The sequence below is a fragment of the Streptomyces sp. NPDC001002 genome (genome assembly GCF_053599215.1).
This window is the reverse complement of the sequence record NZ_JBSFLV010000016.1, coordinates 45,703-66,972: the sequence shown is the minus strand read 5'-3', so window position 1 is coordinate 66,972 and position 21,270 is coordinate 45,703. Positions and strand designations below refer to the sequence as shown.

The 21,270-nt window shown below is 71.0% G+C and carries 15 protein-coding genes; 5 read left to right on the top strand and 10 right to left on the bottom strand.

Features of this window, described 5'->3' with window-relative positions; translation table 11 throughout:
- Positions 1–28 precede the first annotated feature (28 nt).
- The 5 genes from ACWDR3_RS10650 to ACWDR3_RS10630 all read right to left on the bottom strand — a co-directional run bounded on the left by ACWDR3_RS10650 (position 29) and on the right by ACWDR3_RS10630 (position 6,005).
- Positions 29–457 carry an NUDIX hydrolase gene (locus ACWDR3_RS10650; RefSeq protein ID WP_450352096.1) on the bottom strand — a complete coding sequence of 143 codons (429 nt, stop codon included), beginning with the start codon at positions 455–457 and terminating at the stop codon, positions 29–31.
- A 106-nt stretch (positions 458–563) separates the two neighbouring features.
- A complete protein-coding gene (locus ACWDR3_RS10645) occupies positions 564–932 on the bottom strand; it encodes a VOC family protein (protein ID WP_450352095.1) in 369 nt (122 codons plus the stop codon).
- A 156-nt stretch (positions 933–1,088) separates the two neighbouring features.
- Complete coding sequence (locus ACWDR3_RS10640) at positions 1,089–3,065, bottom strand: PE-PGRS family protein (RefSeq protein WP_450352094.1); 1,977 nt, start codon at positions 3,063–3,065, stop codon at positions 1,089–1,091.
- Between the two features lie 72 nt (positions 3,066–3,137).
- Positions 3,138–4,877, bottom strand: a complete 1,740-nt coding sequence (locus ACWDR3_RS10635; RefSeq protein WP_450352093.1) for a DUF2264 domain-containing protein — start codon at positions 4,875–4,877, stop codon at positions 3,138–3,140.
- Positions 4,878–4,934: 57 nt separating this feature from the next.
- Entirely contained in the window at positions 4,935–6,005 is a 1,071-nt protein-coding gene (locus ACWDR3_RS10630) for a rhamnogalacturonan acetylesterase (RefSeq protein ID WP_450352092.1), read from the bottom strand.
- A 191-nt stretch (positions 6,006–6,196) separates the two neighbouring features.
- Between ACWDR3_RS10630 and ACWDR3_RS10625 the strand changes: the two genes are divergently transcribed.
- Entirely contained in the window at positions 6,197–7,888 is a 1,692-nt protein-coding gene (locus ACWDR3_RS10625) for a rhamnogalacturonan lyase B N-terminal domain-containing protein (protein ID WP_450352091.1), read from the top strand.
- A 7-nt stretch (positions 7,889–7,895) separates the two neighbouring features.
- On the opposite strand, the gene ACWDR3_RS10620 is transcribed toward ACWDR3_RS10625, so the two are convergent.
- Together ACWDR3_RS10620 and ACWDR3_RS10615 are read right to left on the bottom strand one after the other, a co-directional pair.
- Positions 7,896–9,305 carry an RICIN domain-containing protein gene (locus tag ACWDR3_RS10620; RefSeq protein ID WP_450352090.1) on the bottom strand — a complete coding sequence of 470 codons (1,410 nt, stop codon included), beginning with the start codon at positions 9,303–9,305 and terminating at the stop codon, positions 7,896–7,898.
- Position 9,306: 1 nt separating this feature from the next.
- The gene (locus ACWDR3_RS10615; RefSeq protein ID WP_450352089.1) at positions 9,307–10,440 is read right to left on the bottom strand and encodes a glycoside hydrolase family 43 protein; all 1,134 of its coding nucleotides are present in this window, start codon (positions 10,438–10,440) and stop codon (positions 9,307–9,309) included.
- Positions 10,441–10,637: 197 nt separating this feature from the next.
- Here ACWDR3_RS10615 and ACWDR3_RS10610 point away from each other — a divergent pair, with 197 nt between their 5' ends.
- Positions 10,638–12,770 carry an autotransporter gene (locus tag ACWDR3_RS10610; RefSeq protein ID WP_450352124.1) on the top strand — a complete coding sequence of 711 codons (2,133 nt, stop codon included), beginning with the start codon at positions 10,638–10,640 and terminating at the stop codon, positions 12,768–12,770.
- A 69-nt stretch (positions 12,771–12,839) separates the two neighbouring features.
- Here ACWDR3_RS10610 and ACWDR3_RS10605 read toward each other — a convergent pair whose 3' ends face one another.
- The gene (locus tag ACWDR3_RS10605) at positions 12,840–13,979 is read right to left on the bottom strand and encodes an aminoglycoside phosphotransferase (RefSeq protein ID WP_450352088.1); all 1,140 of its coding nucleotides are present in this window, start codon (positions 13,977–13,979) and stop codon (positions 12,840–12,842) included.
- 122 nt (positions 13,980–14,101) lie between these two features.
- Between ACWDR3_RS10605 and mmuM the strand changes: the two genes are divergently transcribed.
- From mmuM to ACWDR3_RS10590, 3 genes are all read left to right on the top strand, one after another.
- A complete protein-coding gene (gene mmuM / locus ACWDR3_RS10600) occupies positions 14,102–15,049 on the top strand; it encodes a homocysteine S-methyltransferase (RefSeq protein WP_450352087.1) in 948 nt (315 codons plus the stop codon).
- A 279-nt stretch (positions 15,050–15,328) separates the two neighbouring features.
- Positions 15,329–16,387 (top strand): LacI family DNA-binding transcriptional regulator, encoded by a 1,059-nt coding sequence (locus ACWDR3_RS10595; protein WP_450352086.1) that lies wholly within the window; start codon positions 15,329–15,331, stop codon positions 16,385–16,387.
- A 136-nt stretch (positions 16,388–16,523) separates the two neighbouring features.
- Positions 16,524–18,398: a glycoside hydrolase family 127 protein gene (locus tag ACWDR3_RS10590; RefSeq protein ID WP_450352085.1), complete on the top strand. Its 1,875-nt coding sequence runs from the start codon at positions 16,524–16,526 to the stop codon at positions 18,396–18,398.
- Here ACWDR3_RS10590 and ACWDR3_RS10585 read toward each other — a convergent pair.
- Together ACWDR3_RS10585 and ACWDR3_RS10580 are read right to left on the bottom strand one after the other, a co-directional pair.
- Complete coding sequence (locus ACWDR3_RS10585; protein WP_450352084.1) at positions 18,280–19,872, bottom strand: carboxylesterase/lipase family protein; 1,593 nt, start codon at positions 19,870–19,872, stop codon at positions 18,280–18,282. The genes ACWDR3_RS10590 and ACWDR3_RS10585 overlap by 119 nt on opposite strands.
- 128 nt (positions 19,873–20,000) lie before the next feature.
- Positions 20,001–21,251 carry an alginate lyase family protein gene (locus ACWDR3_RS10580; protein WP_450352083.1) on the bottom strand — a complete coding sequence of 417 codons (1,251 nt, stop codon included), beginning with the start codon at positions 21,249–21,251 and terminating at the stop codon, positions 20,001–20,003.
- Between the last annotated feature and the right edge of the window lie 19 nt (positions 21,252–21,270).

Here is a 21,270-nt window from a genome sequence, read left to right as displayed (position 1 = left end):
ACGGGTCAGTACAAGATCGCTCGACGGGTCAGTACGAGAACGCCTGGCGGATGACGTCGAGGTTGTAGTCGTCGATGTCGACCTCGGTCAGCCGTTGCAGACTGAGCCACTTGCTGTCCTGGTCGGCCTCGGGGAGCTTGATCTCGTCGGGGTCGGACAGCAGGCGCACCCGGAAGTTCTGCTGCCAGTTCTTGATCTCGTGCCCGCGGTACTCGCTCACGAAGGAGGACTCACCGATCCGGGCGACGATCTCGCCGCGCAGCCCCGTCTCTTCCTTGAGCTCACGCAGCACACCGGCCTCGGGACTCTCCCCCGGCTCCAGCTTGCCGCACGGCACACCCCACACCCGGGGCAGGAACCGTTCCTTCTCGCTCCGGCGCACGAGCAGCACACGGTCGTCGTCGTCCATCACGACGGCCGCCGCGAGGCGCCTGTCGCCGGGGATCTCCATGTCCATGGTTCCTCGGTCCCTCGCCGGTGATGAGTCCAAAGGGTGTGATACCCAAGAAAGTCTCGACTCTACCAGGATGGCCCACCGGAGCGCTGTGAGACAGGTCGCTCCCTCAGTACCCCCGCTCCGCCGCACTGCGCTCCACACAGAACTCGTTGCCCTCAGGATCGGACAGCACGACCCACCCGTCGCCGTCCCCCGTGCGCTGGTCGTCGACAACCGTGGCGCCGAGGTCGATGAGGCGCTGGACCTCCTCGTCACGGGTGCGGTCGGCGGGCTGGAGGTCGAAGTGCACGCGGTTCTTGACGGTCTTGGACTCGGGGACGGTGACGAAGAGCAGACCCGCGTCCTCGATGAGCGCCTCCTCGTCGCCGGGCCGGTCCTCCTCGGCGAGCGGCAGGTCCAGGGCCTGGGACCAGAAGTGGGCGACCGCGTAGGCGTCGGCGCAGTCGATGGTCACGTGGCGGATGGTGGAGGTCATGGGAGGGATTCTCGGCGGCGCGGGTGGTTGGGGGCAACGCGTGCGACGACAGTCCGCGGCCCTCTTCGCCGCGAAGCGCGCGGCAACTTTTCGATGCGACCGGTGCGCTGATCGGGGCCTACGTGCCCGTGACACCGTAGGCGACGTGCGGGGTGGTCACTCGGTGGCCTCGGCGGACGCGCTGATCCGGTCTGCCATGCGGTACATGACCTCCACCGGTACGGCCGGGTTGCGGGCGGCGGTCTCGGCGTCGCCTTCGCCCCGCAGCCGGCGGGTCAGGATCGTGGCGGGGAGCCGGGGGTGGCGGGCCGCGGCGCTGCGGATGTGGTCGTACGGGTCCTCCAGCAGGCGTGCCGCGGCGGCGGGTGACAGCCGGGGGTCGGTGGCGGCGCGGTGGCGGACCTCGTCGCTGCGGTCCCGGCTGAGCCGTTCCACGTCCTCGGGGGTGGACTCGGGGTCGTCGAGGACCAGCCTGCGCATACGGGGGTTCAGGTCGTCGGCGTAGGCGAGGAGGCCCTCGCGGGGGAAGTTCGGGTGCCCGCGCGGGCGGTCGGGGACGGTGAGGCTGCCGTCCCACCACTGCCACACCCTCATCAGCATGTCGGCCGGCGCGTCGTCACAGGACTCGGCGAGGAAGAGCTGGACGACACGGTCCTCGTCGCGGGCGAGGCGGGCGACGACATCGGGCGGGAGGTGCCGGGCGCGGGCGACACTGCGGCGGACCAGGAAGTGCGAGGACGCGGCGAGGCGACGCATGGCCTCCTCGTCGTGATGCAGGTCGACGACCCAGTCGAGGGTGCGGTAGCGGCCCCCCGACTCGAACTCGACGGAGATACGGGCGCGTTGATCCTCGGTGAGGTCGGAGCGGACGGACACCTGGTAGCGGACGTCGGCGTCGGGATCCTCGGCGAGGAGGGCCACCAGGTCGGCATCGAGACGCGGATTGCGGGCGAGGTCGCGGCGTTCGTCCGGTTCGCCGTGCCGTGCCAACTGCTCAGCGAGATCGCGCTCCAGTCGGCAGGTCTCCAGCACCCGCTCCGCCGCGTCCTGCGCCTCGTACACCGCACGGGACATCGGCTCGTCCCGGTGGTGCAGCAGGAGGGCTTCGATACGCACCCTGCCCTCGGGGTCCCCCAACAGCGCCTGCCGCGCGGAGACTTCGAGATACGGCCAGGCGACAGCACAGGCGACCTTCCGCACACCACCATCGGGATCTCTGGCCAACTCCACCGCCAGGTCGGCGGGCAGACCGGCGCAGCGGGCGGCCTCGGAGCGGACGCGCGCGGAGGGGTCGGCGGCGAGCGGGCGGAGGAGGTCGGCGGGCAGTTCGGCCCGCCGCTCCGCCGCCAGCAGGGTGAGGATCCAACGCTCACGCTCGCCCTGCGCGGCGCGGATCGTGCGGGACCACTGCTCGGGGGTGATGTTCGGCTGGCACTCGGCCGTACGCAGCCGCAGGTTCCGGTCGGGGTGGGCGAGCAGGGCGTCCACCACCTCCGTCGGCAGGGGGCTGTACACCCCGTAGTGGGACCGCTCCACCAGTCGGGACCGCAGGTCGTTCGGGGTGGCCGGATTGAGCGAGAGCCCCCGCGCCCAGGCGTCGAGCACCTTCTCGCCGGGCTCCGTCCCACGGAACAACCGCGCCCAGGCGTCGGCCCGTTCCTGATCGCTCTCCTCACCGATCGCCCGTGCCGCCGCCTCCCGCAGCGCACGGAACCCCTCGACGGCGACGACCCGCACGTCGCGCTCCCCGGCCACGACCCCCACCAGGACATCCCCGTCGACCGACATCGTGACGAACCCCGCCCCCACCACCCCGGCCAGATCCCACGCCCCGGTGAGCCGCACCCGGGCCCAGTCCGTGGTCGGGCCGCCGACGGAGTCGACCAGGAACACCCCGTCCCCGGCGAGCATCCCGACCTCTGAAGCCAGCCGGTGCCACCGCGCGTTGAGCTCCGCACCGAGATCGGCCCGACCGAGCGGCACACGCACCACCGGCTCCGCCGCCCCCGCGACGACATACCGCCACGCGACGACCGACGGCGGCACGCCCTCGGCCCGCCAGTCTCCCCAGTCCCCCACGAGCTCCAGCCCGGCGCGCGCTAGCCATGCGATCTGTTCGTCTCTCCCACCCATGATCCTCATCCTGCCCGAACCCACGAGGAGAGGACTTGGGCGAACACTGCGGCTCGCAACGCCCGTTCAAGGTCAACTGGAGACCGTGACCCGCCCCGCCTCCAGCCGCACCTCGCGCACAGGTCCGCCCGTCCAATGGACGACGAACATGTCCGGCCCGGTCACGTCCACCCTGACCGCTTCCGTCGGCGGTGCCGGAGCCGGCTCGGCGGTGAGTCTGGCCAGCGCGATGAAGAGGGCCGGCTCCGTGCCGATCACGCCGGTCAACTCGGCGGGCGCCGTGCCGTGTTCGTCGCCCTCGTCCGGCGATTGCGCGTCGGGATCACTCGACAGCCCCGCGACAGGCAGGAGTTGCGAGCGCAGTCCGTCGCCCGCCGACCATCCGGTGATCCGTACCGCGGTCCCGGCCTCGGCGTCGGAGACCAGGAACGCCCGCACCTCCACGGCCCCTTGGGCCAGCACGACGCTGGTCACCCGAGCTCCCCCACCCGCCACATGCCGGGATGCCACCCAGCCGTCGCCCACGCCGAGCGGTTCGATCTCCGTGCGGCTCGGATCGTCGCCGACGATCACGCTGTTGTCGTACGACGCCGAGGGCTCCGTCGCCGTGGAGTACGCGAGCCGCGTGTAGTACGGGTCGTAGCGGACGTCCTCGCTGCCGTGGTTGTGGAGACGGACCACGCCGTCCGAACTCGTGGACTGGAGAAGCCAGTTGGCGGGGGCGATCGGTGTGACCGCGTCCGCTCGTTCCGTCGGGCCCGACTCCTCCTGGGTCGTCCACACCTCGTGGTCCGGTGGGAGGAGCAGGCCTAGGAAGCCCTTGCTCGCCCAGTACGGGGAGGCCGGGCCCGAATAGCCTTGCAGCAGAGCCGAGTTGGGGCCGTGCCAGCCCAGGGTCAGCAGGCCCCGGTCGTCGACCGCGTTCCGGTCCAGGAAGTACTTGAGCGCGCCTGAGGCCAGCCGTCGCGTCTGCCCCGGCGGCAACGGCGTACGGCCTACCAGTGCGCCCAGCCACAGCGGGGCCGTCGTCGCGAAGCGGTAGGTGAGGGAGCGGCCCTGGTGCATGGGGGCGCCGTCGGCGCCGAACAGGTGGGCGTAGTCGGTGAGATGGCGCGAGAGGCGGTCGCCGTAGTGGGCCAGCAGGCGGGGGTCGTCGGCCAGCCAGGCGTGCAGGACCGGGTAGAGGTGCATCGCCCAGCCGTTGTAGTAGTCGAACTTGCGGCCGTCGCCGTCGGTGTACCAGCCGTCGCCGACGTACCAGTCCTCGATGCGTTCCAGGCCGCGGTCGATCGCCTTGCGGGACTCGTCGGGTTCGTAGCCGATCTCCTGGAGGAAGCCGCCGACGGTGACCGGGAACAACTCCCAGTTGCAGGGCCAGGGTTCGGCGGTCAGGGCGTCGCCGAGCCAGGCCGCCGCCCGCTGTCGTACGCCGTCGTCGAGCCGGTCCCACAGCAGGGGGCGGGTCAGGCGCAGGGCGAGGGCGATGGACGACGCCTCGACCAGAGGCTGGCTGCGGTCCTCGACGCGGGGCCAGACGCCCGCCACGCCGGCCGCCAGTCCGTCGGCGTACCGCTCAAGTGCCGTCTCGTCCCGGCGGAAGGCCGCGAGGAGCAGCGTACGGGCGTAGCCCTCAAGGCCGTCGGAGAGCCGGCCGGACCAACTGGTGTGCTCGCCGGGCAGGTCGTAGAGCGCGCCGCCCTCGACCGCGTGGGGCTCGACCGCCGCGAGCAGGGCGTCGGCGGCGGCCTCCCAATGCGCGCGGGTGTAGCCGGTGCGCGGGCTCAGGGCGCGGTCCTCGGCGGGCAACTGCATCGGCTCTCTCCGTTGAGGCCTGGGGCGCCCCGGTTCCGGTCGGGACGCCCCAGGGTTTCATCCCACCCGCACCAGGGCCGCGGGCACCAGATGCCGTGCGACGAGCTCGTCGCGCACCAGGCCCGCGTACACGGTGGCGCCGTGCACGGAGGTGTGGGTGTTGTCTCTCTTCTCGTTGTACAAGTAGATCGCCTTGGAGCCCTCCACGCCGAGGGATTCCACCAGAGTCTTCGTCCTGTCCGTCAGATCGATCAGCGGAACGTCCTGTTCGTCCGCTATCGAGCGGATGACGGCAGGATGGTTCACGCCGAGCCCGTTGACCAGTAGCGCGGTGTCGTTGTTCAGGGTGCCGTCCGCATTGAACCAGCGCCGCACGACGGGTGTCACCAGCACCGGCCGTCCACCCTTCTCCCGTACGCCCGCCACCAGTGTCTCCAAGTTGGCACGGTACGTCGCCTCGTCGGTCGTCTTGTCGTTGTGGGCGAGCTGGATCAGGACGAGGTCGCCGGGGCGGATCAACGGCCGCACCGTGCCCCACAGTTGCGGGTTCCCCAGGTAGGTAACCGTACTCTCGCCGGAGTCCGCGTAGTTGGCTACGGACAGGCCCGACCGCAGGTATTGCGGCAGCTGTTGGCCCCAGCCGGAGTAGGGGTCGCCGGGCTGGTCGCAGACGGTCGAGTCGCCGACCAGGAGGATCTGCCGCGCGTGCCGGGCGGGCGTGACGCGGATGTCGGCGAGGGCCGGGGACGTGCCGCCGAGGACGAGGTCGAGGCCGGCTGCGCCGTCGGGGCCGGTCGGTTCGCCCTCCGGGGTGCGGACGTTCACGGTGAAGGAACGGGTCGCGCGCTCGCCGGCCGCTACCGGCGTCTCGGGGAGCAGGGAGCGCCGGGTCTCGCCACTGATGCTCGTGCTCGACGCGGACGTGCCGCCGAGCAGCACCCGCACGTCGTACGTGCCGGGCGGGACGTCGAAGTGGCAGGCGGTGGCCGTGCAGTTCTCGATGCCGAGGTGGCGCCCGCCGACGTGAGCCTGGGCAGGCGCGGCGATCAAGGTGGTCAGGGCCATCAGGACAGTCAAGGCGGTGCAGAGGATCAGCGCCACCGAAACGGCGAGATTGAAACGTCTCATTAACGGCTCCTCGAACAGGTCGACACGCCTGGCGGCTGGGACCGTACCGCTAACCACAAGCGCTTTCTAGTCCCTCGACCGATTTCACAGAACTGCCAACCTCCAGAACGAGAAAGCCCTTTCGCGGAATCGATTCAAGTGTCACTCTGCCAGACACCCGCACCCCCACCGCTTCCGAAGGAGGCACCCCCATGTCCGACCTCGTGAACAGAGCCGTCGGCCGCCGCACCTTCGTGCTCGGCAGCGCGGCCGCCGCCGGCACCGCCGCGGTCACGGCCGCGCTCGCCGGTCCGCTCGCCACGCCCGCGTCGGCCGCGAGCTTCGGCTGGAGCGACGACGGTTCGAACTATGTCGTCGACACCGGCGCGAGCCTCGTGTTCAAGGTCAGCAAGACGAACGGCGATCTGACCTCGCTGGTCTACAAGGGCACCGAGTACCAGGGCTACGGCGGCATGAACTCGCATGTCGAGTCCGGCCTCGGCGCCTCCACGGTGACCCTCGCGCAGTCCGGCACGACCATCCTGATCTCCGTCACGCACGGCACGCTGAAGCACTACTACGCGGCCCGCAGCGGCGAGAACAACGTCTATCTGTGGACCAACAAGGCCGACACGTCGGTCAGCGCGACCCGCTACATCGTGCGCGTCAAGGCCGGTCTGTTCCTCAACGACGAGCCGGATTCCTACACTTACGCGCCGACCACCATCGAGGCCTCGGACGTCTTCGAGAAGTCCGACGGCCAGACCCGCTCCAAGCACTACTCGAAGCTGCGGGTCGCCGACTACGACTACATCGGCTGGAGCACCGGCAGCGTCGGCCTCTACGTCGTCCGCTCCAACCACGAGAAGGCCTCGGGCGGCCCGTTCTACCGCTCCCTGCTGCGCCACCAGAGCGCCGGCGGTGGCGGCCTGTACGAGATCCTGTACTACGGCGAGAACCAGACGGAGGCCCAACGCTTCGGTCTCCAGGGCCCGTACGTCATCGCGTTCACGGACGGCGGCGCGCCCTCCTCCGCGCTCTACCACGCCAACCTCACCACCTCCTGGGCAGATTCGCTCGGCATCTCCGGCTACGTCGCCGCGAGCGGCCGGGGCCGGGTCGCGGGTGTCGGGATCAGCGGCCGGAACACCGCGTACGCGTACACGGTCGGGCTCGCCAACTCCACCGCGCAGTACTGGGGTTCGGCCCGCTCCTCGGACGGCTACTTCTCCATTGGCCAAGTCCTGCCGGGGTCGTACACGTTGACCGTCTTCAAGGGTGAACTCGCCGTCTACACCACGTCAGTGGCGGTCACCGCCGGCGGTACGACCACGCTGAACACGATCGCGATCCCGTCCTCCAACGACCCGTCCAACGCGAGCGCGATCTGGCGAATCAACGACTGGGACGGCACGCCCGGCGGCTTCAAGAACGCGGCCCTGATGACGTACGCCCATCCGTCCGACGTCCGGGCCGCGGCCTGGACCGGCAATGTGGTCATCGGCAGCGGCACCGAGACCTCGGCGTTCCCCTGCTATCTCTGGAAGGACGTCAACAGCGGGATCATCGTGTACTTCAAGCTGACCGCCGCCCAGGCCGCCGCCGCGCACACCCTGCGGATCGGGGTGACGACGGCCTACGCCAACGGCCGGCCGCAGGTCGTCGTCAACGACACCTGGACCTCCGCCGTCCCCTCGCCGCCCACCCAGCCGAGCACCCGGTCGCTGACCGTGGGCTCCTACCGGGGCAACAACTACACGTTCACCTACAGCGTTCCGGCGTCCGCCTGGCTGACGGACACCGGTGCGTACAACACGCTGAAGATCTACGTGGCGAGCGGCTCGGGATCGACGTCCTTCCTCAGTGCCGGCACGGCGATCGACGCGATCGATCTCCTGGCCTGACGTCGGCTCAGGTCCCGCGCGTCCACTGCTGGTTGGTCGCTCCGCTGCAGGTGTACGTGATGATCGCGGCGGAGTTGGCGGTGGACGCGCCGTTCACGTCGAGGCACTCGCCGCTGGCGCGGGCCTTGACGAGGACGTAACTGCCCGACGTGGTCAGGCTCCACTGCTGGGCGGTGGCGTCAGTGCAGTTCTCCTGGGTGACGTTCGTGGCGTTCTCCTGGAGGCACAAGGAGCTGCCCCGGCCCACGAGTTCGTAGTAGCCGGTGCCGAGGTCCTTGAACCACCACTTCTGGTTCGTGCCGCTGTTGCAGGTGTACTGGCTGATCGCCACGCCCTGCCACAGGGACTGGTTCGGGACGTCCGCGCACTTCGAACTGTTGCGGGCGATCAGGGTGTTGTAGGTGGCGCTCGTCCCGCCGATCGTCCCGGCCGTCGTGTCCACGGTGACCTCCGGGTACCAGGACATGGACATCGTGGTGGAGGTCGGGAAGGTCAACGGCAGCCAGACGTACCGGGAGTCGTTGACGGTGCCGCCGAAGGAGTTGCCCCAGCGGTCGCCCATGTAGAGGTACGACGTGCCCGAAGTGCCGGTCACCGGCAGGACGTAGGCGGTCTGCGAGTTGTACGCCGTGGAGTCGCCGACGTTCGCGAAGGACGTCCAGGGGCCGGCGAGGCTGGTGGCGGTGGCGTACTGCTGCTGGTTGGCGCTCCAGCCGGTCGCGCCGGAGGTCAGCATGAAGTAGACGCTGCCCCGCTTGAACAGCGCGGGGGCCTCGCGGTGGCCGCCCGCCCAGGGGTTGGCGACCAGGCTGTCGATGCCGGTGTAGGCGGAGTTGAGCTTGTAGATGTGCAGGTCGTAGTTCTCGTTGGCGGCGGAGACCATGTAGGCCGTGCCGTCGGTGTCGACGTAGGTGGTGATGTCCCGGGACATGTACTGGCCGAGCGGCTGGAAGCTGCCCTGGTAGGTGTAGCTGCCGTCGACGGTGTCGGAGACGGCGACGGCCGCGCGGGCCTCGCTGTAGTCGACGCCGTTCTCCTTGTGCATCCACATGACGAACTTGCCGGTGGAGGCGTTGTAGATGACCTTGGGCCGCTCGATGTAGGCGGTGCCGAGTTCGGAGGCGCTGGACTGGGTGAGGACGTGGTTCCTGAACTCCCAGGTCTTCAGGTCGGTGGAGCGGTACGCGTCCACGTACTTGAAGGTGTTGTCGGCGTTGCGGTCCTCGCCGAACCAGTAGTAGTAGGAGCCGACCTTGATGACCCCGCCGCCGTGGGCGTGCACGACGTTGCCCGAAGTGTCGGTGAACTGGGTGCCGTTGGTGACGGTCTGGGCGGCGGCCTGGGCCGGGCCCGCCGTCACCAGGGCGGCGGCGAGGGCACAGACCAGGGCGAGCAGCACGGCGTACGCACGTCTCATCTCACACACTCTCCTTCACCGTGTCGGCCACGGGGACGCCGAAGTCGGGGGTGCCGTCCGGGTGCCAGCCGAGCCTCTGGATCCGGGTGTGGCGGTTGGGGTCGTTCAGCGGGTCGCCGGTGATCTCCTTGTACTGGCGCGCGTGGTAGACGAGGACGTCGCTGCGGCCGTCCTCGGCGACCGTGAAGCAGTTGTGGCCGGGGCCGTACTGCCGGGTGGTGTCGTTGCTGGTGAAGACCGGGGTCGGCGACTTGGACCAGCTCGCCGGGTTCATGAGGTCGGCGTTCGCGTCGATGCTCAACAGGCCCATGCAGTAGTGCCAGTCGGTGGCGCTGGCCGAGTACGACATGAAGAGCCGGCCCTGGCGGGCGATGACGGCCGGGCCCTCGTTTACCTTGTAGCCGATGGTCTCCCAGTCGTACTCCGGTGTGGACAGGCGTATTTGAGGGCCCGTCAGGGTCCACGGGTTCGCCATCCTCGACAGCCACAGGGCGGTGTTGTTGTCCATGCCGGGCTCGTGCTGGGCCCAGGCGAGATACCGGGTGCCCCGGTGGGTGAAGGTGGTGGCGTCCAGGGAGAAGGTCTCCCAGGCGGTCTTGAGCTGGCCCTTCTCCACCCAAGTGCCCTGGAAGGGATCGGAGTTGGCGTTCTCCAGGACCCAGATGCGGATGTCCCAGACGCTCTCGGCGGGCGCGGAGGCGAAGTAGACGTACCACTTGCCGCCGATGCGATGGATCTCCGGCGCCCAGATGTGGGCGCCCATCACGCCGGTGGCGTGCTTGGTCCAGATCACCGACTCGGCCGCGGTGGCAAGGCCGTTGAGGGTGCGGGAGCGGCGCAGGATGATGCGGTCGTACTCGGGGACGGTGGCGGTGAAGTAGTAGTGGCCGTCGGCGTGCCGGTGGATGTAGGGGTCGGCGCGCTGACGGACGAGCGGGTTCACGAACGGGGCTGCTTTCGGGGACGCGGTCGCCGGGGTCGCGGTCGCCAGGGTCGCGGGGAGGGCCAGGGCGCCCGCGGCCAGGGCGGCTCCCTTCAGCATCAGCCTTCGGCTCGGAACAGGCGTCAGCTCTCGGCTCGGGACAGGCGTCAGCCCTCGGCTGGGGACATGCGGCAGGTCGTCGTTGCGGCTCATACGGCTGCCTCTCGGGGGGCGTTCGAGATGGCGAACACCATCTGTCATTACGAACGGCTCGAACGCCGAAAAGGTAAGGGTGTGCCACTACGAGGTCAACGGGTCCGACGAGACAAAGAGAGAGCGCTTTCCCCCGCCCTTTCATCTCCGGCCGAGTTTTCTGTTATCTCGGGGTGCCCCGGCCCGTCTCCACTCCCGTGCGCAGCCATATCCACTCCACAGCAGCAGCCGCCGGCGCCCTCGCCGCGGTCGCCGCCCTCCTCGCCTCCGCTCCCCCGGCCGCGGCGGCCGGTACCGGTCCCCGGGACGTGACCGCCGACGTCCTGGCCGACCGGGACGTCTCGCTCACCGGCGACACGGTGGTCACCGTGCCGTCCGGGACGACGACGTACGACGGTGTCCTGCGCGGTGAGGGCACGCTCACCGTACGCGGGAGCGGGACGCTGGTCCTCACCAAGGACAGCGACTTCACGCTCCCGAAGGCACGGCAGCGGCAGGTCGTGAAGACGCAGGGCGGCAACCACCCGTACACCACGGTCACCAACCCGGACCCGCCGGCGATCACGGTCCAGCGCGGGGCGACCCTCCAGTACGGCACGGGCGGCGGCACCGGCCTGATCGGGCACTTCCCGTACAACACCCCCGGCTACCAGCTGAATCAGCTCAACGTCCGGGTGGACGGCACCCTGCGGTTGTCGCTGACCCGCACCTTCAACATCGGCACCATCAGCGGCTCGGGCCTGGTCACCCAGCCGCGCAACATGTGGGGCACCCTCGACCTCGCCGGAACTCACCCGTTCTCAGGCGTGATCGACAACGGCACCGGCATGGCGGTGGGCCGCCCCGAGTACCCGGTGGCCCTGCCCGCCGCCCGCGCGATCCTCAACCAGGGTTCCTGGATCATCGACACCCCGCTGTACCAGACGATCACCCTGCGCCAGAACTTCTACCAGCGCGAGTACGGCAGTGACGTCAACGTCCACAGCCGGCCCGGCAGCAAGGTCGTGCTCACCGGCCAGTACAGCTACAGCGACCGGGGCGGCGACACGAACCCCTCGCTCAGCGACCCGGACCTCAACTGGCGAGCCATCGCGCACCAGTTGAACAAGCGCGGCACGAACATCGAGGGCGCCGACGTGCGTTGGGGCGACGGCACGACACACCAGATCTTCATGCCGGGCACGAAGGACACCGTCTACATCAACCTGCACGAGGCGAGCGGGCGCCGCTCGAAACTGACCTTCGACTACAACGGCCCGGTGACGCTGGGGGCGCCGATCGGCGGCGGCCGCTACCACGACACGCTGGCCGCGCCCGGCGCCGGGGACGTCGTCATCGCGGGGACGCGCGGGAACGACGTGACCTTCGCGGCGAAGCAGTACTACGACGGCTCGACCACCATCGAGAAGGGGGCCGTGCTGCGGCTGGGGCTCGGGACCTCGGCCCAGGGCGACGGCACCCTGATGACGGGGACGGAGCAGCGCCGGGTGGTGAACAACGGAACCCTGGTCGTACGGAACGCCTCAACCCCCGTCTCCCTGTCCCGGATCGGCGGCTCGGGCTCGCTCGTGCAGTCGGGCACGGCGAAAACCACCCTCACGGGCAGCGCGGTGACGTACACCGGGAAGACGACAGTCACCAAGGGCACGCTGGCGCTGCGCGACGGAGCAACTCTCGCCCACAGCTCGGCCATTCGCCTCACCTCGGCAGGCTCACGCCTCGACCCGGGACCGGCCGGACTGCGGGTGGCGACCACGCTGAGCGGCAAGGGCACGGTGAAGGGGGCGGTCACCAACGACGGTGTGGTCGCGGGCGGAGTCACCGTCGCCGGTGCCTACACGCAGACCGCGAAGGGCGAACTGGTCCTCGGGGAGAAGCCGTTGAAGGTGAGCGGGGCAGTCCGACTGTCCGGCGACCTCGACCTCTCGGCCGCCGGCACCGCGCCCGCCCGCACGATCACCGTCCTGGACCACACCGGCAAGGCGAAGACCACCGGCACCTTCAAGGGCCTCAAGGAGGGCGCCCGCCAGAAGCTCGCCGACACGACCTACCGCATCAGCTACAAGGGCGGCGACGGAAACGACGTCGTCCTCGCCGCGACCACCGCCAGCCCCACCCCGGCGGCGAACCACCCCGACACAGCGTCCGAGCCCCCGACCACCGCGGCCACCCTCCACACCACCAACACCGCGAGCACCAGGCTCGGTTGGTGGCCGTACGTCCTCGCGGTGGGCCTGCTCATCGGCCTTGCGATACCGGCGGTGCGGCGCGGGGGGCGTCGGGGCGGTGGGGGTGGTAGGGGTGGTCGCCATGCGGCGCCTCACCAATAGGCCGGTGCCTCGCCAATGGGCCGGTGCCACGCCTATGGGCCTGTGCCGGACCCAACAGGCCAGTGACGACTAGCGGATACCGCTCGGCGCCGCCGGGAATCCCAGCCGCGGGGCCAGCGCACGCGCCTCCGTCGCCCACCCGGCGAGGAACGCGAGCGTCAACCCGCGCTCCCGGTACCGGAGTTCGGCGGACACGGACCGGCCGCCACCGTAGTCCAGCTGCTCCTCGCCGGCCCGGGCCAGCATCAGCGCGGTGAGCCAGTCGTACTTCACGGCCGAGGCGCACACGGCGAGGCGCACGAGGGCCTCGTCGCCGCTCCAGCCGCTCCGCCGCAGGCCGTGGAGGTAGGCCTCGTACGCCTGGCCCGCGTACTCGGGGAGGCTGGCGGCGGGCACGAAGAGGTCGAGGACGGAGTCGGGCAGGTAGTTGCCGAGGTCCTCGCCCAGGGCTCCGTCGCCGGTGAACGCCCAGTCGAGGAGGACGCTGTCGGGGCCGTCGGCGCGGACGTTCGCGGGCCACTGGTCGAGGTGTGAGAGGGCGCGGGGCAGGGTCTCCATGATCTGCAGGAACCACTCGCGGTCGTGGTGCAGGCGGACCATGTCGTGGCGCAGCCCGGGCGGGAAGTGGTCCCGGATCAGGGGCTGTTGCCATGCCTCGTCGGTGTCGAGGAGTTCCTGGCCGAGGGTGTTGCTGCCGATGTGCTCGCGCAGGAAGCGGCGGGACAGCCAGGGCCGGTCGTCCGCCGACGCGGCACCTTGGGTCGCGTCCTGCATCGCCCCCTGGGCGGCGCCCATGCGGCGGGCGTGCTCGACGTGCCGGGCGAGCGGCCAGGTCGTCGCCTGCTCGCCGCGCACGTCCTCCAGCCACAACGCGAGGTCCCCGTCGGGCCGTTCGACGCTGGCCAGGAGTCGGGGGGCGCGGATGCCGTACGGCTGCCAGCACTGGGCGAGGCCGGACTCGTAGACGTACGCCTCGCGCCGCCAGTAGTTCCAGTGCCGGGGGTCCTCGGTGGCGGCCCAGCTGCCGGTGGCCTTCTTGCCGCGGGTGAGGACCTTCAGGACGGCCGTGCGGTCGCCGGCGGTGACCCGCCACACGCCGCCGGTGACGCCGTTCTTCGGGTTGTGGACCAGGGGTGCGAAGGCGGGCTCGGCCGGGCCGAGGATCTCGCGGGCCTCGGACTCGTCGGCGGGGAGCGCGGTTTCGGGCATCCCTCAAGCCTAGGGCTGATCCACATGACAGCCCCTGGCCCCCGACATCCCACGTACTGGACAATTCGTTCACTCACCGGACAGACTCCGTCCTCACCCTCCCCGTCGGCTAGCGTCAGGGCATGACCAGCGACGCCCCGTTTCCGCCCGCCCATCTCTCCCGTTCGTTCGCCGACTCGCTCGCGGCCGGGCCGCTCGTGCTCGACGGCGGTATGTCCAACCAGCTGAGGTCCGCCGGGCACGACCTGAGCGACGAGCTGTGGTCGGCGCGGCTGCTGGCCGACTCGCCCGAGGCGATCACCGAAGCGCATCTCGCCTACTTCGAGGCGGGCGCGGACGTGGCGATCACCGCCAGTTACCAGGCGACCATCGAGGGCTTCGCTCGGCGCCGGATCAAGCCCGACAAGGCGTCCGAACTCATCGGCCTGAGCGTGGAGTTGGCCCTGGACGCGGCGACCGAGGCATGGCGGCGGGGTGTCGACCGGCCGCTCTACGTGGCCGCCTCCGTCGGCCCGTACGGGGCGATGCTCGCGGACGGCTCCGAGTACCGGGGCCGGTACGGGCTGAGCGTGGCCGAGCTCGCGGACTTCCACCGGCCCCGTCTGGAGGCGCTGGCCGCCGTCGGGCCTGACGTGCTGGCCCTGGAGACGATCCCGGACACCGTCGAGGCCGAGGCGCTGCTCGGGGCGGTGCGCGATTTCGACGTACCCGTCTGGCTGTCGTACTCGATCGCCGGTGACCGCACCCGTGCCGGTCAGCCGCTGGAGGAGGCGTTCGCCCTGGCCGCCGATGACGACCAGGTGATCGCGGTCGGCGTCAACTGCTGCGCCCCCGAGGACGTCGAGAACGCCGTCGCGACCGCCGCCCGCGTCACAGGCAAGCCCGTCGTCGCCTACCCCAACAGCGGCGAGACCTGGGACGCCGAGGCCCGCGCCTGGAACGGCCGCGCCACGTTCGCGCCGGAGCAGGTCACCGGCTGGCGCGACGCCGGCGCCCGGCTGATCGGCGGCTGCTGCCGGGTGGGGCCGGAGGGGATCACGGGGATCAGGAAGGTGCTGGCGGGGGCGTAGTCGACGGGCGGAGGGAGCTGAGTCGAGCCGAGCCGAAGCGTCACCTACCCGGCAAGGGGGCGCCCGCAGGGGCGTAAGGCTGCCTAGCGACCGCCATCCCCGCCCCCGCGCACCCCTGCCCGCACCCGCACTCCCCCACCCCGCCCCCGATCACCCGCGTCCGACCTCCTGTCGCCGCCCCCACCCCCCTGCTAGCCTCCGCACGCGGAACCGGTTGCCACCCGTGTTGCCGCAGTTCCCGCGGGTGGGCGACAGGGACGGGGAGAGGGGCGGGCTGAGATGACTCGGAAGAACGAGGACGTCGGGCGCAGCACGATCCGGGATGTGGCGGCCCGTGCGGGGGTGTCCGCGTCGACGGTGTCGCGGGTGCTCGGCGGGCTGTACCCGGTCAGTGCGTCGACCCGTACGCGCGTGCAGCGGGCGGTCCGGGACCTGGACTACGTCGCCGACGCGCGCGCCAAGGCGGTCGCCGGGGTCGGCACGCCCACGCTGGCCTTCGTGCTTGAGGACATCACCGGCCCGTCGTTCGCGCACATGGCGTACGGCGTGGAGCGCGAGGCGACCCGGCTCGGGCATCTGTGCCTGGTGTGCGGCACCGAGGGTGACGTGGGTCAGGAGCTGGAGTTCGTCGAGATGATGCGGGCCCAGCGCGCCGCCGCGGTGATCCTGGTGGGCGGCGCCGCCGACACCCCCGAATACCGCGAGCGCACCCGCCGTATCGCCGACTCGCTCGCGTCGGCCGGCTCCCGGCTCGTCCTGTGCGGCCGCCCGCCGCTCGGGCCCGGCGCGCCGGTGACGGTCATCGAGTACGACAACGAGGGCGGCGCGTACGCCTTGGTCGCCCATGTCCTGGCGCAGGGCCACCGGCGGATCCTGTTCCTCGGCGGCAAGCCGGACCACACCACCGCCCAGGGCCGGGAGCGCGGCTATCTCGCCGCGCACCGCGCCCGCGGGGTGGAACCGGACCCCGCGCTGCTGCTGCACGGCGACTTCACCCGCGACTCGGGCCACCGTCTGATGCGTGGGGCGCTCAAGCAGGGTCTGGAGTTCACGGCCGTGATCGCCGCCACCGACATGGTCGCGGCCGGTGCGCTGACCGCGCTGCGCGAGGGGGGTCTGGACGTGCCGGGCGATGTCTCGCTGGCGGGCTACGACGACATCCCGTTCGCCCGCGATCTGTATCCCGCACTGACCACGGTCCACGTCCCCTACGAGGAGTTGGGCCGTCTTGCCGTCCGCACGGCCCTGGGCCGGACCCCCGAAACCCCGGACGAACACCTGCTGTTGGGCACGCACGTGGTGATGCGCGGTTCGGTGGCCCCGCTCAAGGGCCAGTAGCCCCGGAGGGAGCGCGGGCGGCCCGAAGCGGACGGCTCGCACCACCCCGTCACCCCGGGCGCCCCCTTGTCGGCATCGGTCCCGTTTCCTAGGCTCGCGCCGTCGGAAAACGGTTTCTCATCCCGGAGCGCCCAGTATGAGCACTGGCCCGATCCGTCCCACCGGCCGTGCGTCCACCGCCCTGCGCCCGGCCTCCGCGGCGCGGATCACAGGCGGCTTCTGGGCCGCGCGGCGCCACACCAACGCCGAGGTCAGCATCCCGCAGGGCCCGGCGCGGCTGGAGGCGGCCGGGAATCTCGCCAACCTCCGGGCCGCCGCCGACGGCAAGGGCACCTTCGTCGGCGACCACCCCTTCCAGGACTCGGACGTGCACAAGTGGCTGGAGGCCGCGTCCTGGCAGCTCGCCGACCGCGCCGCTGACGACAGTGAAACCCCCGGCGACTCCGAACTGACCGCGCGCGTCGATGAGTTGATCGCTCTGCTGGCCGGCGCCCAGGAAGCCGACGGCTATCTCCAGACGTACTACCGGCTCGCCCGGCCCGAGCAGCGGTGGCAGGACCTGCACTGGGGGCACGAGTTGTACTGCGCGGGCCATCTCCTCCAGGCGGCCGTGGCCCACCACCGGGCGACCGGGAAGTTCGAACTCCTCGCCATCGGCGTGCGGTTCGCGGTGCTCGTCGACACGCTCTTCGGGCCGGACCGGGCGATCGACGGGGTGTGCGGTCACCCCGAGATCGAGACCGCGCTGATGGAGCTGTACCGGGAGACCGAGGAGCAGCGCTGGCTGGACCTGGCCGCGTACTTCGTCGAGCGGCGCGGCCAGGGCCTGTTGAGCGAGGGTCCCGGCCACGACCCGGGCGCCGGCTACTGGCAGGACCACGTCCCGGTGCGCGAGGCGACGACCGTGACCGGTCATGCCGTACGGCAGCTGTATCTGCTGGCCGGCGCGACCGATCTGGCGGTGGAGACCGGGGACACGGGGCTGCGGGCCGCGCTGGAGCGGATCTGGGCCGCGATGGCGGGCACCAAGACCTACCTCACCGGCGGGCTCGGCGCCCGCTACGACGGGGAGTCCTTCGGAGACCCGTACGAACTGCCCCCGGACCGCGCCTACGCCGAGACCTGCGCGGCGATCGCCTCGGTCCAGTGGTCGTGGCGGATGGCGCTGCTGACGGGCGAGGCGAAGTACTCGGACCTGGTCGAGCGGACGCTCTTCAACGGCTTTCTGTCCGGTGTGGGCCTGGACGGCGACAGCTGGTTGTACGTCAATCCGCTCCAAGTTCGGGAGGCGCACGAGGAGTTCGGCGGTGACGACTCGGTCCGCCGCACGCCCTGGTTCCGCTGCGCCTGCTGCCCGCCCAACGTGATGCGGCTGCTCGCCTCGCTCCCCCACTACATGGCGAGCGGGGACGCCGAGGGGCTGCAACTGCACCAGTACGCGACGGGGGTGTACGAGGCCGGCGGCGGCCGGGTCCGGGTCGAGACCGACTATCCCTGGCGGGGCCGGATCGCGGTGACCGTCGAGGCCGCGCCCGTCGACACCGACTGGACGCTGTCGGTGCGCATCCCGTCCTGGTGCCCGGACTTCACCGCGACCGCCCCGAACGGGGACTCGCCCGCGGAGACGGTGCCGGGCTGGCTGCGGCTGCGCCGGCACTGGCACCCCGGGGACACCCTCACCGTCGACCTCGACCTGAGCCCCCGGCTGACTCTGCCGGACCCGCGCGTGGACGGCGTACGCGGCTGCGTCGCGATCGAGCGCGGCCCGCTGGTGCACTGCCTGGAGGGCGAGGACCAGCGGGCCGGCATCCCGTTCGAGGAGCTCACGCTCGCGCACGACGCCCGCCTGAGCGTCCGGCACGAGCCGGAGCTGCTGGGCGGGGTCACCGTGGTCACGGCCGCCGGACGGACCCGGGCAGGCGCAGACGTCGTACCACTGACCGCAGTTCCGTACCACGTGTGGGCGAACCGAGGGGCGGGACCGATGCGGGTGTGGATTCCGCGCGAGTGACGTCGGCCGCCCACAGGGCGAACTCGGCGTCACGCGGCCCGTACGCGGTGTGCGGCTCGCCCGCGTCGAAGATCCGCACCGGATGGGAGTCGTCCCAGCGCTGCCAGCCGGGGTCCCCGTCGGTCGCGAACCGCACCCACGCGCCGTGCATGGCGTCGGCCAGCTCCTGCGGGGCGTGGTCGCCGGCCAGCCTGCGGGACTCGGGCACGTCCCCGGTGTCGAAGACGAAGCCCAGCTCCAGGCCGTGGCAGGAACCGAGGTCGGGCAGGCCGGAGGGCCAGGCGAACTCGTAGACGTACGACCGCTCGGGGCGGGCCTCGGCCAGGCGGTGCAGCGGGAGGCGCAGCAGGTGGTCGGTGACGAGCTGGCCGACGATCTCGGCGGTACCGGCCTCCGGGTGCAGGGCGCGGTAGCCGCGCGGCACCTCGGTACCGCAGTGGCAGCGGGCCATGGCCCCGGCCAGGGCGACCGCGCCGAGCCGGTCGACGCGCTCCAGGAGCCCGCCGGGGACCAGCCAGAGGCGGTACTCGTCGCGGGTCCAGCCCAGCATCAGGTCAACGTCCTTGGAGGCGTCGCCGTCGACGAGCGCCTCCAGCGGGTCGCGCGGGACGAGGTCCCCGTCGACGACGAGCCCGAAGGTGGGGCCGCCGAGCACCGGACTGCTGAGCCGGCCGACGTCGGCCTGCACGCGCAGCAGCAGCTCACGGTCCACCTCGGCGAAGGCCGCGGCGGTGGCGGGGACCTTCAGCCGGGTGGCCATCCGGCGCACCATCCGCCGTACCTTGTCCCGGTCGAACGCCTCGGGCGGCCCGCTCTGCAGGACCGCCCGCCGCATCAGGCCCCGCGCCTGCGGGGCGGCGAGCAGGGCGCCGATGCTGATCGCCCCCGCGGACTGCCCGGCCAGGGTGATCCGGTCCGGGTCGCCGCCGAACGCGCCGATCGCCCGGTGCACCCACTCCAGCGCGGCCAGCTGGTCACGCAGGCCGGGGTTGGCGGGGGCGTCCGGGAACAGCCCGTAGCCCTCCACGCCCAGCCGGTAGTTCACCGACACGAAGACCACGCCGTCCCGCGCGAAGGTCTGCCCGTCGTACACCGGCACGGCCGAGGAACCCCTGGTCAGAGCGCCGCCGTGCAACCACACCAGCACCGGGAGCTTGGCGCCGGGACCGGGTTCAGGGGTCCAGACGTTCAGGTTGAGGCAGTCGTCGCCGGGCACCACCGGGTCGGCGAGCAGCTTCGCGAAGGCTTCGGAGTACGGCGGTTTCGGCGCCGTCGGCCCGAAGGCGCCCGCGTCCCGCACCCCGCCCCAGGGCTCGGGCGGCACCGGCGGCCGGAACCGGCGGGGACCGAAGGGGGGCGCCGCGTAGGGAATGCCCCGGAAGACCGCGATCCCGTGCTCGTACCGGCCGCGCACATCCCCGTACGGCGTGCCCACCACGGGGTCCGTCTGCACTGCTGCCCCGACTGCTGTCATCTGCCCACCAGCCTTCCCACCGCGCTACTGCACCGTGAACAACAGAGCACCACAGATCGCTCGGGTATTCCGGTGCAGAGCGCGGTGAGACGGCTACTTGGCGTACAGGGTGCTGCTCGGCCAGGTCGCTACTTGGCGTACATCAGGGTGCCGAAGCCGAGCTGGTCGTAGCCGCCGCTGTCGGAGCCGTAGTCACCTCCCCCGCCCTCGGGGGCGACGAGGTTGTAGTACATGGCGGAGATGTACTTGTCGTCGAGGCTGATCCGGCGGTTGTAGTGGAAGTGGAGCATCGCCCACACCGGCCGGATCTGGCCGCGCGAGGCGGCGGAGATCACCGTCTGGGACGACTGGGCGCAGCTCTGCCCGGTGCCCCAGGTGTAGGTGGTGAAGGGCACGTCGCTGCCCGCGTTGTACTTGGCGACGTACTGGGCGGCCTTCATGAAGCGGCGGCTGTCGTACGAGTACAGGTCGTCGCCCTGGTTCCAGGCCATCTCGCAGATCGCGCCCATCTGGCCCATGCCCAGGACGGTGTGGCCCTGGTCGCGGCCGGACTCCTGCCACTGGCCCAGCGCGTAGCCGTCCGAGTCGGTGTACAGGTACGGCACGGCGTGCGCGATCGAGCCGTTGCCCGCCCCCGACTTGAAGTACGTGACGGCCTGGTCGTACTTGGCGCTGTCCTCGTTGAGGATCCCGATGGCCAGGATCGAGGCCATGTTGCAAAGGTCCCAGTTGGCCCAGTAGTTGGTGATGCAGGCGTCGTTGTGGTTGGTCAGGAAGCTGTTGTTGAGCGGATAGAAGACGTTGGCCAGCATCTGCTGCGCGGCGGCCAGGTCGAAGCCGCTGTAGTCCCGCATGAGTTCGCAGGCGTTGGCGAACTGCCAGCCGTAGAGGCCGGCCGCGAGGAACCGGTCGGCGTTCCCGGTGACCGAAGTCAGCGTGGTCGACCAGGCGTTGAGGATGTTCGCGGCACACACGGCGTTCGCCTCGGTGCCGCCGACCTTCCAGCGCAGGGCGTTCTGGTAGGCGGCGGCGATGTCGTTGTAGAGCAGGCTGTAGTTCTGTCCGGTGCCGCCGCGGATGATCGTGGCGGTGGCCCGGTTGGTCCAGGTGGACTGGGAGTGGGAGTTGGCGGTCAGCCGGTTCCAGCCGGACAGCCAGGGGTCGGTTCCCGCCGCGACCCTGACCTTGGCCCGGTTGATGTCGCCGGCGTTGTGCAGCATGCCGGGGTGGGTGAAGGTCGCCGGGGCCGCGTGCGCGGCGGTGGCGACTGTGGCGCCGCCCAGGGCGAGGGCGGCGGTGAGGCCACCGGCGGTCCTCAGGAGACCGCGGCGGCTCAACTCGGTTGTGCGGAGGTGCTCGTGGGGGGATGTGCGGCTCATTCCTGTGCATCTCCAATCC